Below are 13,045 nucleotides of genomic sequence, written 5' to 3'. Positions count from 1 at the left end.
CGCTGTGCCGGCACGCGGCTCGCGTGCACGGCTGCGCGGAGCGTGGCGCTTGCGGCGTTTGCGGCGCTCGCACGCGCATCGGGCGCGGCCAGGCGGCCCGCGCGGAGTCGATACCCATTTGTGTGGCTCCCTGTCGGTTCGAGCGCATCAACCTCGTGCGCCGCGTCTGTCCTTGAACGTGCGGGCCGGCGAAATCCGTCGCTGATTGGCGCGCGGCCCACGCTACCCGCCGGATTGTCGCGCGTTGTCGCGCGACATGTCGATTTCGGCGAAGCTCGTTCGTCGCAGTAATGAAAGCATGCGGCGCGGTGCGCGACCCGGTTGGAGGCCCCGACCCGGCTCCGGCATCGCGCCGATGCCGCGCCACCGCAACCCACTCGTCAAGGAGGACGAACATGCGCGTCATGGTGATGGTGAAAGCAACGCAGGAATCAGAGGCGGGCAAGCTCCCCAGCACCGCGTTGCTGGCGGCGATGGGCCGCTTCAACGAGGAACTGGTGAAGGCCGGCGTGATGGTGGCGGGCGAGGGCTTGCAGCCGAGCGCGCGCGGCAGGCGCGTGCGCTTTGCGGGCAGCGCGCGCAGCGTCAGCGACGGACCGTTCGCGCAGGTCGGCGAGCTCGTCGCGGGGTTCTGGCTCTGGCAGGTCGCGTCGATGGACGAAGCAGTCGAATGGGTCAAGCGCTGCCCGAACCCGATGGAGAGCGAATCGGAGATCGAGATCCGGCCGCTTTTCGAAGCCGCGGATTTCGGCGATGCGATGACGCCCGAGCTGCGCGAGCAGGAAGCGCGGCTGCGCGACGCGGCGGAGCGCAACGCGCACGGCGAGCGCTCCGGCGGTCGATAGGCGAGCGGCATGTGGTGCGCCGCGGGCGACGCCCCGGGTGACGCGCGAGGGCGACGTGCAGGGGCGACGTGCAGGAGCGACATGCAGGGCGACGTGCAGGGGCGACATGCAGGGGCGACATGCAGGGGCGACATGCAGGGGCGACATGCAGGGGCGACATGCAGGGGCGACATGCAGGGGCGACGTGCAGGAGCGACATGCAGCGTCGACTTGCGGTCGATGCGCCGGGCGACATGCAATGCGCTGCGTGCATGCACAACCCGCGGCGCCGCGCCCGGCAATCAGCGCTGTTCGAGGGCCGCCCGCATCGCCTCGACCACCTGCGCCCAGTTGCCCGGTTCTGTCTGCCGGAACGCGCGCACGTTTTCCGGATACCACGACGACGCGCGACCGCTGCGCTCGCGCGTCCAGCGCCATTCGTTGTCGGTGGCCGGCAGCATCACCCAGCACGGCTTGCCGAGCGCGCCGGCCAGATGCGCGAGCGCCGTATCGACGCAGATCAGCAGATCGAGTTGCGCGACGACCGCCGCCGTGTCCGCGAAGTCCGTCAGGTCCGCGGCGAGCGGCAGGATCGGCCGGTCGGCCGGCGCGAAGCGCGCTTCGTCCTCGCCCGCGCCTTTTTGCAGGCTGACGAAGTGGGTATCGGCAAGCGTCCACAGCGGCGCGAGCGTGTCGAGCGACGGCAGCGAGCGCTTGTGGTCGTTGACGTGCTTCGGGTTGCCTTTCCAGACTAGACCGATCTTGCGGCCGGCAAGGCCCGCGAGCCGGCCGCGCCAGGCGTCGACGAGGGCGGCGTCGGCGGTGATGAACTGCGCGGGCGGTGGTGTTCTGTTGTGCAGCAGGCCCGGCACGCTCAGCAGGAAGGTCCAGTAGTCGTACGAACCTTGCGCGACCGCGGTGTGCGTATCGAGCACCGCATCGATGCCGTCGACGCTCGCGAACAGCCGGCTCAACGCCGGCGGACACGCGAAGGCGAGGTGCGCGACGCCTTGATCTTTCAACAACCGGATATAGCGGCCGAACTGCAGCGCGTCGCCGAAGCCCTGTTCGCGCCAGATCAGCAAGGACTTGCCGTTGAGCGGCTCGCCTTGCCAGCGCGGGCAGGCGACATCCGGCGTTCGCGCGCGCTTTTGCGTATCGCTGCGCGCGTGACGCGCTTCATAAAGTGGCCAGCCTTCTTCGTAGCGTTGTTCCTGCAGCAGCAGCGTGGCGAGGCCGAATTTCGCGGACGCGAGTTCAGGCGCGCTGCCGAGCGCGCGGCGATACGCGGCCTCGGCTTCGTCGATGCGGCCCTGCCGGTACAGCGCGATGCCGAGCGTGTGCAGCGCGTGGGGATCGTCGTCGCGAAACGCGAGCGCGGTGCGGCAGGCTGCCTCGGCATCGACGTTGCGATCGGATTCGATCAGCGTGCCCGCGAGGCTCGTATGCAGCTCGGGCAGATGCGGCGCGAGCCGCAGCGCCTGCCGCAGCGATGCCTCCGCTTCATCGAAGCGTCTGAGCAGATTCAGCAGCGAGCCGAGATGGTGATGCGCCTGCACGAGGTCAGGCTGCGCGACGAGCGCGGCCCGATACATGACTTCGGCTTCCTGCAGCCGTTCGCGGTCGATCAGCAGTTTGCCGAGATTGAAATACGCTTCGCCGTACTCGGGATTGCCGGCTAGCGCCTGCACATACGCGGCCTGTGCTTCATCGAGGCGGCGCGCTTCGTGCAGCAGCGCGCCGAGGTTGTTGTGCGCGGTCGCGAGATTCGGGCGCAGCTCGATGGTCCTGCGATAGGCCGCCTCCGCTTCCGGCAGACGGCCGGCGCGATGCAGCAGCAGCCCGAGGTTGTAGTGCGCCTCGACGTAGTCCGCGCGGCACGCGATGGCCGCGCGAAAGCTCGCTTCCGCTTCGGCGACGCGTCCGGCACGCCGCTCGAGGCTGCCGAGATTGCAGTGCGCTTCCGCGAAATCGGGATTGTCTTCGAGCGCACGCCGCCAGAAGCGTTCGGCGTCTTCCAGTTGCTCGAGATTTTGCGCGCATACGCCCGCCAGATTGAACGCCGCCGCGCGCGTCGGGCTCGCTGCGGCGTGCTGGAGGATCGGTTGCAGCGCCGAGAGTGCGTCGGCGAAACGCTGGTTCGAGAACAGCAGGGCGGCAGCCTGCAGGTATTGCGCGTCGGTGCGCGGCGAATCGGAAGACGGCGTCATAAGCGAGCGGGCGTGGCGCGAAGGAAAGGCCCTTGAAAGGGCGTGAGGACGGATTATCGCCTGTGTGCCTTTCTGGTGCCTTCCGCTAGCGGTTTTTGTCGGTGCCGGTGCTGTTTCGATGCCAACGCCAACGCCAACACCGGTCGCCCTTGCCGCCGATGGACGGCGCGCCGCGCGCCACCCGCGTTCACACCTGCTATGCGCGCGTATCACGCGCGCCGCCATTACCAGTGCGCGGTCAACGATTCCACGCCGCGCAGGCTGCTGCGGCCATTCCATTGCAGATTGTCGAGCCCGCTGAGCGTCAGGCGCGGCAGCCGCGTCAGCAGTACGCCAAGCGCGGTCTCCAGTTCCAGCATGGCGAGGCGATAACCGAGACAGTGGTGCACGCCGCCGCCGAACGTGATCACGCGCGTGAGCTCGCGATCGATATCGAGCTGATCGGGACGATCGAACTTCGCCGGGTCGCGGTTCGCCGCGCCGAGCGACAGGTAGACGATGGTGTTCTTCGGCACCGCAATGCCGGCGATTTCCATGTCTTCGCTCGCGGTGCGGCCCGACGCCTGCGCGGAGCCGTCATAGCGCAGGCATTCGAGGATCGCATTGGGCAGCTTCGTCATGTCCTGCTTGAGCGCATCGAACTGCTGCGGATGCCGCTGCAGCGCGATCAGCGCGTTGCCGATCATGTTCGATGTGGTTTCGTGACCGCCGAGGTAGAGCAGGATGACATTCGCGACAATTTCATCGTGCGTGAGCGTATCGCCGTTTTCCTCGACGGTGAGCAGCATCGAGATCAGATCGGTGCCGGTCTGCTCGCGGCGCGCTTCGACCACCTCGGAGAAGTAACGCTCGAGTGTCAGGTATGCGTCGTTGGAGGTGGCGAGCTGCGCCGCATCGACCGGCGCGGTGTCGAGCATCTTCGCCACATGCGCAATCGCACGGCCGAGTTTTTCAGCGTGCTCGACCGGCACATTCAGCATCCGGCAGATGATTTCAATCGGAAACTGCTTCGCGTAGACGGACATGATGTCCGCCGTGCCGCCGCTTTCGAACCGGTCGATGAGGCGCTGCGCGCTCGCCTGTGCGATGTCGCGCAGCGTTTCGATTTGCCTTGCGTTGAATGCTTTCATCATCAGCCCGCGCAGGCGGGTATGCACGGGCGGGTTCATCAGCAGGAACATGCGGCTGAAGCCCCGCAGCACCGGCTGGCGCGCCCCCTCTTCGCCGTAGCGCACGCGCACGGAATTTTCGAAATTGTGGACCATGCGCCGGTCGTGCAGCACCTTGTCGACAATATCGTAATGGCCGGAAATCATCGAATCCGTCCCGATCGGCACGAGCGGCCCTTCCGCGCGCAGCGCTTCAAAGACGGGGTAGGGGTCGGCAACGAACGATGGCGTGGCGAGGTCGGCAAGTTTCATGAGCGCGGGCGATGACGGTCGCAGAACAGGTGGAGCACCACCGATACAGACGAGAACGTTCGATCGCGCGGCCTATTCCCTGTTTTCCCCGTTTCGTCTGCTTCTCCTGTTTCCTCTGTTTCGCACGGAAGATCCATCGAGCCCGGCCCGGCCGCGCACGAGCGGCAGCGGCACGGCGCTCATGAATGTCATTCGCGCAGCGCATTGCCGTCGAAGCGCGCGAGATGCTTGCCGCGCAACAGAATACCGAGCGCGACGATGACGAGCGCGATGGTCGCCGCCGCGAACAGCAGCGTTGCGTGCCGGATATCGGTGCGCTGCGTCGCAATGCCGAGACCGATGATCGGCAGCGAAATCGCGACATAGAGCACGACGAAGTATGCCGACGTGACGGCCGCCCGTGCATCCGCCGGGCTGCGCGCGGTGAGTTCGCCGAGCCCGGCGCGAAAGCTCGCGCCCTGGCCCAGACCGGCGAGCACGGTGCCCGCGAGCAATGCGCTGCTGGCGCTGGCGGCGGCGCTGAGCGCGACGAGCAGCAGGCCCGCGATCAGACCGATGCAACCGGCGGGCTGTCTCCAGCGCGGGGCGAACCGGCTTTGAACGGTCTGGCCGAGCGCGGATGAAGCGAACAGCAGAAACACGACGAGGCCGATTGCGACATTGCTGTGAAAACCGAGCGCGCTGCGCATCAGCTGCGGCGCGACCGCGGCGAAAAAGCCGACCACCACGAAGCCCGCGAAACCCGACAGTGCGGCCGGCACGAACACGCCGCGCACCGGTTTGGGCAAGCCGATACGTTGCATGCGCAACTTTGCATGGGCCGCGACGCGCGCGGTTTCGGGCACGCTGCGCACCGCGAGCAGCGCGATGCCGACGAGCACGAGATGCACCGCGTAAGGCATGCGCAGCGGCGCGGGCAGATACTCGACGATCAGGCCGCCGGCCACCGGGCCGCAGCCAAGGCCGAGCATATTGGATGCGGTCGCCGCGAGCGTCGCCGCATTGCGCCACGCGGCCGGTGCGGCTTCGATCACCGCGACGGTCGCGGTGCCGGTGAAGATGCCGGCCGAGACGCCGGATAGCAGGCGCCCCGCCATCAGCCCGGGCAGACTGCTGCTCGCAAGAAACACAATCGCCGACGCGGCGGACGCGAGCAGCCCATAGGTGAGCATCCGTTTGCGGCCCAGCTGATCCGACCAGTTGCCGACCAGCAGCAACGCAGCCAGCACGCCGAACGCATACGACGCGTAGATCACGGTGATGGTGGTGGGGGTGAAACCGTACGCGGCCACATAGTAGCGATAGACCGCGGTGGGAAGCGTCGTGCCCATCATGTTGATGACGAACGCGAGCGCGACAAGCAGGAAAGCGGTGGACGTGCGCGGCGTGCCGGAAGCGGTTTGCATCGAATACCAGTCTGTTTGAAAGACAAGGCATTCGATTATCGTCAAGGAATCGATTCCCTGCTGGGCGCCGCACATGAAGCTTGCGAGTTTTAAGGAATGGCGGGTGGCGCGAGCGCAAAAGAAAAGCGGAGAAAAACAAAAACGGCCGGGAGGACTGGCGTCCCGGCCGTGCATCGTATGAGTGAAACCTGGCTTTCGCCGCGCGCGATACCGCGGCGTGCAACCAACGGTGTGCGTGTCGCGTATCGCCCGTGACAGCCCAACGCGTTACTTGAACGTGCAGTTACTGCGCGGCTTCACACGGCGCCCTTCGGCAATCCGCGCTTCGACCAGCGCTGCCTGAAACGGCGCGCAACCTTGCACGTGCGCGATCAGCTTGTCCACGGTGCCACGCGCGATCAGCACGCGGCTCGACCGCGCGATGTGCGTCAGATGGTTCGCGCCATCCGGCGCGCGTGCCGCGCGCAGCGCCGCGAACCAGCCGATTACTGTCCAGCCGAGAAATACGTTGATCAGCGTGATGGCGAACGCATTGCTATGTTCGCGCGCATCCGCTTCGAGGGACGGCACCAGATAAACGACCAGCGCGCCGATCAGTCCAATCGCTTCGACATATTTCACCATTGCCCACCTCATCCTTCCGGTTGATGTTCCTGTGCGCGGCTTTTAAGCGGACGCAACAGCGTTCAATGCAATGTAGGGCAGTTCGGTGCGGCAACGATAGCGAGGTGAGCGCAAATCACAATCGCGGATTCGCGAACAATCCGGCTGCACGGCTGCACGGCTGCACGTTGTGTGGCCGGGCGGTGCGCGCAAGAAACGGAAAACGGCTAGTGAACGGACGACGGGCCGGCGTGCGCGGCAATTTGCCCGATCCGGCTGCGCACGACGGCGATTGCCTGCTTCAATGCGTAAACATCCTGAAAGTAACGCTGCGGCAGCCGGATTTGCCCGGCATGCGCGTCGATGCTTTCGATCTCGTCGCGCCATTGCGCGATTTGCGCGGCGGATGGCTGAGTGGTTTTCCAGATTTCGTCTTCGAGCGACTTCAGCTCGCGATACCAGACGACGAGGCGCTTCTTGATGCGCGACTCGAGCATGCGCGGCAGCGCCTGCAGCAGACCGACCAGCAGGGCGAGAAACGGCACGAGGATCAGCAGGCGGCGTTCGATGAAGCTCGCCAGCCAGAACGGCAGGTAGCGCTGCAGAAACGGCGGCCCGGACTTGAAGTAGCGCGCGCTTTCGTCGGTGACCGGAAATTCGGCGGTGTTCAGATTCGGAAACGCGCCGACCGGCGTGAAATAGTCTTCGCCGCCATGCACGGTCTTCGCTACTTCCAGCAACACGGACACGAGCGCCGGATGCAGCGAGTCTTTCGCGACCAGTTGCGCGGTCGCGGCAAGCAGCGTGACGTCGGCCGGCGGAAGATCGTTCGCGATGCTCGTCGAGCCGCGCGGATACACAATCTTCGCGAGCGATGGGAATTTCTGCACCAGCGCGTCGGCTTGGACGAAGTTCATCAGCTTCAGGTTGCTGTTCAGCAGCGTTTGCTGCATCGGCGCATCGGGACGGCCGATAAAGAACGCCGCATCGAGCGTGCCGTTTTCGAGGCTGCGGTATGCCTCGTTCGCGTCCATTTCGACGAGCGTCGAGTTGCTGCCCGTGACTTCGGCGAAGCCGAGCAGCACCTGCGCGACATGCAGCAGTCCGCTGCCCGGCACGCCGATCGAGATGCGCTTGCCGCGCAACTGCGAGAGCCGGTCGATCGTCGCGGCGCCGCGGTAGAACACCCAGATCGGTTCGTACGACACCGCGGCGATAGTCTGCAGATCGTCCGTATCCTTCGGACGGACCGTGCCTGACTGGATAAAGCCGACCTGGTATTCGCTCGACGGGTCCGTGAGCCGCTGATAGTTTTCGACCGAACCCGACGACGCGCGGATATCGAGTGTGATGCCCTTGCGTTTGAGCAGCGGTGCGTAACGATCGGCAAAGCCGCGATAGATGCCGCCGTCCGCACCGGTCGTGATCACGATCCGGCTATGGAACGCGGGCTCGGCGATCGACCACGCGGCCCAGACCAGCGCGCCAAGTGCGAGCAGCGCGACGACGATCATCAACCGGCGGCGCGCAGGCGTGTTTTCTGCGGATTGAATGCGGTGCAACGCGGAGTCGCGTTTTGTCATTGTGACTTCCCGGTGTCGGCGTATGCGCTATGTGATGCCGCGTTCTTGTGCCTGCGGCGAAGATCATAACGTATCGCGTTGCCGGGATTGCACGGCGGCGTTTGCGCCGCGGGTTCGCATGGCGCGTCGCTGCGACGCCCCGCACGCGCACCCGCACGGTCACGTAAAGAAGCCGATCAGTGCGTGCGCTACCGCTTGCGGATTGTTCTCGGTCGGAATATGGCCCGCGGCGGCAATTCGTACGAGCGTCGTGTGCGGAATCTCGCGCACGAAACGCTCCGCGTACTCGACCTTTTGAAACGCGTCGTCCTCGCCCCACACCAGCAGCTTCGGCACGGCCGATGCGCGCAGCGCCGGCACGAGCTCGAGCGTGTAGCGCGCATCGGCCGCGCGTGCGAGCGCGAGCCACGAGCGGGCGACGCGCGGGTCGGTCCACGGCTCCAGGTACTCGGCGATTTCCTGCTCCGACGCGGGGCGCGCGAGCGCCGCGATCACCGATGTGCGGCGAGCGGCGAGGATGTCGCCGGCGGTGGTGGCGGCGGCGACCGCGGGGTCGCGATAGCGCGCGACGCTCGGCGCCGGCCATGAATCGAACATCACGCCGTTCACGAGCGCAAGGCGGCTCACATCGATCTGGCCGTCGACCAGCAACTGTTGCGCAATGCCGCCGCCGATGTCATGCCCGGCGACGTACACCGGGCCATCGATAGCGAGCGCGTGCAGAAAGCGCACGACCCATGCGGCAAGCGCCGGCACCGTCGCGTGTTCGACGTCGAGCTCGCCGGACGAGCGCCCGAGCCCCGGCAGGTCCACGGCGATCGGCCGCAGCCCGGCCGCCGCGAGGTCTTCGAGCACCGGCTGCCAGACGCGGCTCCAGTAGGTGCCGTGCAACAGCACGACGGCGGGCCTTGCGCTGTTCGTGTCCGCGCCGGCGGTCAGATAGCTGGCGGCAACGCCGTCCACGTCGACAGATTTCCGTTCCATGTGCCCAAGCCTCCTTTGCGATGGCGCAACGTGTATCGAACGAACCGCTTCACGCAGCCGGCGCCGAGCCCGATCGCACGACCAGTTTGGTGACGGCTGGTGAGGCCATGGTTCGATGTGGTGCGACAGCCCAACTATAGTCAATTGTTGACATCAATGACAAGAATGAACTTTCGATGCCGGCCGCGCCGGATGCGGGCGTTCCGCGCCGCGGCAAGGCCGCGCGGTGCTGCGACGATGGATTGATGGGGAACCCGCTAACAGTCATTTGCTCCATGACGTCATAAAGCATCGCGAAGCAACGCATGCCGACAGACAATTCGGCGTTTTGCTGTGTCAGAAACGAGCCCCATTTGAGGTTAGACTGTCCCTTATGAACAAGTGCCGTTACTGCGACAAAATTCGTGACGAATGGGATTGCCACGGCCCGGAATGCCGCGCGGCGATCGCCAAGGCGCTACGCAGGCAGCGTCAGGGTTTGCCGATGGTGCCGAAGGTGATTCGTAACGAAATTCCCGCTGGCGCGAGCGCCGGCGAGGTCATCGCGCGGCTGTCGCATCAGCGGTTGCGTGCGCGCCGCGGCAATGAAGAGCGGCGCGAACGCAAGGAAATCGACCCGCCCGACGCGGATTGATCGGCGCGTGTCACGCGCGGCGGCTGCCGGCCATGCACGCTTTGCCTGCGCCGCGCCGCTCGACGATCGACCGCTGCGCATAATTTACCGGTCGACCGTCATCTATTGGAATGTGGCTTGCGCGCGCAACGCGCCGGCCGGTCACTTTTTCGTCGCGTCGAGCTCTCGGGTTTGCCCGGTTGCGATCTGTTCGGCAATCTGCCGCATTTGCAGCGTGTGCAAGTCGTCGCTGCGCGGCACTACGTCGGTCGTCTGATCGATCGCGCGATCCTGCGAGGTAGTCGCATACACAATGAGTTCGGCGCCCGCATCGCCGGTGTACGCGCTGCTGACGGCCCGAAACATGGTTTGCGCTTTCCGCTTGAATGTGGATAGGGACGGGCCGTTCGTTGCGGTGGCGGCGGATCGATCCGGCGACGTCGCGGCGATATCCGGCGTGGCCAGCGATAGCGCCAGCATGGCGGCCACGACGGCGCATGGGGCGATGAGGTCGAGCTTTATCATGCATCCTCGGCAAGGTAAGCGGCTGCGGCTCGCGCTTCTGACACGCGCTGCCTGACGGTGTGACGATGATCAGTTTCAATGATTCCCATGCCGGAAGGTCAAGCGGTTTACATCTGATTTTTCTGCCAGACACGCACGATATTTGCTGCGCCACTCGGCAGAGTGCGCGCTTACGGCCGTCGGGGTGCAATACCGCGCGCATCGGTCAGCGCCTGCGCTGAACTTCGGCGTTACTTGCCGCGCCAGACGACGTCGTTGTCGACCGCATACAGCCTGCAATCTTCGTGTCCGTTTGCGCACTGAACGAGTGCGCTATTGATCGGGTCGACTCCCGATGACACACCCCACGCGCCGTCTGGCGCGATCGCGAATGCGCGCGGCCGGCGCATCGCGAGAAACCTGCTGTATGCAATGCGGCCTTGCGCATTCAGATAGGGAACGGCGCCTGTCGCCGCGAGCGGCGCGAACCGCGTGGCCGGCGGCGCGGCGGCGAGCCGCGGCCAGACGACGGTGTTGTCCACCGCATACAACTGGCAATACTGCGCGGTCTGCCAGCAGCGCTTGAGTGCCGCATCGGATGGATCGAAACCGCCCGACGCCCATGAGCCGTTGGTCATACCGATCGCAATCGCGCGCGGCAGCGGTGCGGCAAGAAAGCCGCGGTAAAGTTTTTCCTTCTGATCGTCGTTCAGGTACGGAATGGCGCTCAGGTCGTTCAGATCCGCATAGGTAGTGGCGGCCGGCGCGTGACCGGGCAGGTACTGCGGGTCGGTTTCGGCAGCGGGCATGCCGATGCTGCGCAGGAATGCATCGGCCTTTTGCACCCACAGCGGCAGGCCCGCGCCCGATGCGGTCATCGCATGCGCGTCTTTCTGGAACGCGCCATAGTCGACCAGTTCCGCGCGGCCGCCCGCCGCCGTGTATTGCGCGTACATCTGCCGCCACGTCGCGGTCGCGAAAGTCTGATCGTTGTCGCCGTAGAACCAGATCGAGCGCAAGTGCGTGTGCGCGCCCAGTTGCGCGGCGCCGCGGATCAGGCTCGCGTCAGGCGTCTCGCAGTCGGATTCTTTCACGCCGCCTGCGAAATCGAGCAGCCCCTTCACATCGGATAGCTGGGCGGCGGTCAGCGTGCCGAAAGCAAGCGTGTTCCAGCCGCCCATGCTCTTGCCCGCGACGACGATATGCGATGCGTCGACGCCCGGCTGCTGTTTGACGAAATCGAGCACCTTCCGGATGTCGTGCGCCGCGTCGAGCCCGCTGCCGGTAACGTCGCAGCCATGCGGACGCAGGTAGCCGCCCGAGCCGGCGTAGCCGCGCATCATCGGCATCGCGACCGCATAGCCGCGCGACAGGAAGTAGTAAGGGATGAACGGGTCCGCGACGCGCGGCGCGCTCGCCGGATCGTGCGACGCGCCGTGATTGATCAGCGCGAGCGGAAACGGTCCGCCGCGCGACGGCATATAAAGCGTCACTTGCAGACGCACCGGCGGCGATGTGTCGACCGGCACGGTCAGCACGCGTTCGTTCAGCGGCGCGGCGGGCGTGTTGAGCGCGTCGTCCGACGATGCCGCACAGGCGGTGTGTACGACGGCCAGTGCCGCGCACAGAAGAAAGGCGTTGAGGGGTCGCGTCATCGGGCGACGCATTGCAGTGTTTTCAGGTTCGGTTGCGTTCGATCCGGGGCTATCGCGATTGATCCGGAAGGGAATTGGAAGCGGTTCGCCGCAAAGGCGCGCGAATGCCTCCGGGAGCGGACGATCGCTCCGAACACGTATATCGGCGGGTTGGGGCGAAACTTGAAACCGGACGAGCTTTTTCTGGCGCGTGGCGGTGATGGTTGCGCGTTCAACCGTCACGCGTGGCATGACGCTGCACGCCGGCGCATGCGTGCGCGCACGCGGCTGCGGCTATGCCTGCCGGAGCCGCCGGTCCGGCCGGTCTCGCGATCGACGGATCAACGCCGGTGTGAGCGGTGTCGCAACACAAGCAGATGCAGCGCGACGCTGACGACGATGGCCAGTGAACCGATCGTTTCGAGCAGAGCGGACATCATGGTCTCCTGAAGTCGGGAAGGCGGCCGGCAAACTGACAAACGGGCCGCCACCGGCCAGCGCGTTCATCGCGCCGGCCAGCAGTCCCGCGCCGGAAACCAGAAGAAATGAATGCATCTCGTCGATGCTATCGACGAAGTTTCGCACTCACAATCTGGCATTTCCAATGCTAGACTTCGGCAAAACCGAAGCGGCCAGGAACCGCGAGGAACCGACCGACGAACCGGCAATCAGCCGGCTGGCAAGTTGGCAAACGCAGCGCGCGTCAGCGCGAATCGTGAATACGTGCATCGGGGAGAAGCATCGAATGGACGTGCGTGCGCTGGAAGAAGCGGATCTCGAACTCGTCTGCCGGCATCGCGAACAGATGTTTCGCGAGGCAGGTCGCGACGACGCGGTGCTGCAATCCATGACCGTGCACTTTCGCGAGTGGCTGCGGCCGCGTTTGCGCGATCGCAGCTACTTCGGCTATGTGCTGAGCGACGCGCATCAGCCGGTCGCGGGCATCGGCCTGATGCTGATCGACTGGCCGCCGCATCCGTCGCATCCGGTTTCGGACCGGCGCGGATATGTGCTGAACGTCTATGTCGAACCTGCGTACCGCAGACGCGGACTCGCGCGCGAACTGATGCAGCTGGCCGAAGCGGAATTCGCAAGACGCGGCATGCAGTTCGCGATTCTTCACGCAACCGACGCCGGCCGCGATCTGTACGCGGGCCTCGGCTGGAGCGCGACCACCGAGATGGCCAAGCCGATTGCCGGTTAAGGCGCGGTGCGCTCGCTGCCGCGTGTGCTCGCCGGGCTCATTGGGCTATCGCGGTTTTT

Annotated in this window: 11 protein-coding genes; 3 read left to right on the top strand and 8 right to left on the bottom strand. The window is 65.6% G+C overall.

Going from position 1 to position 13,045, the window contains the following annotated elements; genetic code table 11:
• Positions 1 to 395 precede the first annotated feature (395 nt).
• Complete coding sequence (locus HV675_RS16585) at positions 396 to 845, top strand: YciI family protein (protein WP_175112011.1); 450 nt, start codon at positions 396 to 398, stop codon at positions 843 to 845.
• Between the two features lie 281 nt (positions 846 to 1,126).
• Here the strand turns inward: HV675_RS16585 and HV675_RS16580 are convergent, their stop codons facing one another.
• The 6 genes from HV675_RS16580 to HV675_RS16555 all read right to left on the bottom strand — a co-directional run bounded on the left by HV675_RS16580 (position 1,127) and on the right by HV675_RS16555 (position 9,031).
• Complete coding sequence (locus HV675_RS16580; RefSeq protein WP_175112010.1) at positions 1,127 to 3,034, bottom strand: tetratricopeptide repeat protein; 1,908 nt, start codon at positions 3,032 to 3,034, stop codon at positions 1,127 to 1,129.
• Positions 3,035 to 3,258: 224 nt separating this feature from the next.
• The gene (locus HV675_RS16575; RefSeq protein ID WP_175112009.1) at positions 3,259 to 4,455 is read right to left on the bottom strand and encodes a cytochrome P450; all 1,197 of its coding nucleotides are present in this window, start codon (positions 4,453 to 4,455) and stop codon (positions 3,259 to 3,261) included.
• Positions 4,456 to 4,643: 188 nt separating this feature from the next.
• Entirely contained in the window at positions 4,644 to 5,861 is a 1,218-nt protein-coding gene (locus tag HV675_RS16570; protein WP_175112008.1) for an MFS transporter, read from the bottom strand.
• Positions 5,862 to 6,128: 267 nt separating this feature from the next.
• Complete coding sequence (locus tag HV675_RS16565; protein ID WP_175112007.1) at positions 6,129 to 6,485, bottom strand: superinfection immunity protein; 357 nt, start codon at positions 6,483 to 6,485, stop codon at positions 6,129 to 6,131.
• 206 nt (positions 6,486 to 6,691) lie between these two features.
• Positions 6,692 to 8,047 (bottom strand): TAXI family TRAP transporter solute-binding subunit, encoded by a 1,356-nt coding sequence (locus HV675_RS16560; RefSeq protein WP_175112006.1) that lies wholly within the window; start codon positions 8,045 to 8,047, stop codon positions 6,692 to 6,694.
• A gap of 159 nt (positions 8,048 to 8,206) precedes the next feature.
• Positions 8,207 to 9,031, bottom strand: a complete 825-nt coding sequence (locus HV675_RS16555) for an alpha/beta fold hydrolase (RefSeq protein ID WP_175112005.1) — start codon at positions 9,029 to 9,031, stop codon at positions 8,207 to 8,209.
• A gap of 373 nt (positions 9,032 to 9,404) precedes the next feature.
• On the opposite strand from HV675_RS16555, the gene HV675_RS16550 reads away from it, so the two are divergent.
• Complete coding sequence (locus HV675_RS16550) at positions 9,405 to 9,665, top strand: hypothetical protein (RefSeq protein ID WP_175112016.1); 261 nt, start codon at positions 9,405 to 9,407, stop codon at positions 9,663 to 9,665.
• A gap of 141 nt (positions 9,666 to 9,806) precedes the next feature.
• Here the strand turns inward: HV675_RS16550 and HV675_RS16545 are convergent, their stop codons facing one another.
• Together HV675_RS16545 and HV675_RS16540 are read right to left on the bottom strand one after the other, a co-directional pair.
• Positions 9,807 to 10,169: a hypothetical protein gene (locus HV675_RS16545; RefSeq protein ID WP_175112004.1), complete on the bottom strand. Its 363-nt coding sequence runs from the start codon at positions 10,167 to 10,169 to the stop codon at positions 9,807 to 9,809.
• A 230-nt stretch (positions 10,170 to 10,399) separates the two neighbouring features.
• Positions 10,400 to 11,803, bottom strand: coding sequence for a dienelactone hydrolase family protein (locus HV675_RS16540; RefSeq protein WP_175112003.1), 1,404 nt, complete (start codon positions 11,801 to 11,803; stop codon positions 10,400 to 10,402).
• Positions 11,804 to 12,527: 724 nt separating this feature from the next.
• Here HV675_RS16540 and HV675_RS16535 point away from each other — a divergent pair.
• On the top strand, positions 12,528 to 12,986 hold the full coding sequence (locus tag HV675_RS16535; RefSeq protein WP_175112002.1) for a GNAT family N-acetyltransferase: 459 nt from the start codon (positions 12,528 to 12,530) through the stop codon (positions 12,984 to 12,986).
• Positions 12,987 to 13,045 lie beyond the last annotated feature (59 nt).

Source organism: Paraburkholderia solisilvae, assembly GCF_902859875.1.
Taxonomy (GTDB): Bacteria; Pseudomonadota; Gammaproteobacteria; order Burkholderiales; family Burkholderiaceae; genus Paraburkholderia; species Paraburkholderia solisilvae.
Note: the sequence above shows the minus strand (reverse complement) of the source record. Positions and strands in the feature narration are given on the sequence as shown.

Excerpts from the sequence above, each read along its gene's own strand:
- HV675_RS16585 (WP_175112011.1), top strand. The coding sequence starts at position 396 with ATGCGCGTCATGGTGATGGTGAAAGCAACGCAGGAATCAGAGGCGGGC.
- HV675_RS16580 (WP_175112010.1), bottom strand. The coding sequence starts at position 3,034 with ATGACGCCGTCTTCCGATTCGCCGCGCACCGACGCGCAATACCTGCAG.
- HV675_RS16575 (WP_175112009.1), bottom strand. The coding sequence starts at position 4,455 with ATGAAACTTGCCGACCTCGCCACGCCATCGTTCGTTGCCGACCCCTAC.
- HV675_RS16570 (WP_175112008.1), bottom strand. The coding sequence starts at position 5,861 with ATGCAAACCGCTTCCGGCACGCCGCGCACGTCCACCGCTTTCCTGCTT.
- HV675_RS16565 (WP_175112007.1), bottom strand. The coding sequence starts at position 6,485 with ATGGTGAAATATGTCGAAGCGATTGGACTGATCGGCGCGCTGGTCGTT.
- HV675_RS16560 (WP_175112006.1), bottom strand. The coding sequence starts at position 8,047 with ATGACAAAACGCGACTCCGCGTTGCACCGCATTCAATCCGCAGAAAAC.
- HV675_RS16555 (WP_175112005.1), bottom strand. The coding sequence starts at position 9,031 with ATGGAACGGAAATCTGTCGACGTGGACGGCGTTGCCGCCAGCTATCTG.
- HV675_RS16550 (WP_175112016.1), top strand. The coding sequence starts at position 9,405 with ATGAACAAGTGCCGTTACTGCGACAAAATTCGTGACGAATGGGATTGC.
- HV675_RS16545 (WP_175112004.1), bottom strand. The coding sequence starts at position 10,169 with ATGATAAAGCTCGACCTCATCGCCCCATGCGCCGTCGTGGCCGCCATG.
- HV675_RS16540 (WP_175112003.1), bottom strand. The coding sequence starts at position 11,803 with ATGACGCGACCCCTCAACGCCTTTCTTCTGTGCGCGGCACTGGCCGTC.
- HV675_RS16535 (WP_175112002.1), top strand. The coding sequence starts at position 12,528 with ATGGACGTGCGTGCGCTGGAAGAAGCGGATCTCGAACTCGTCTGCCGG.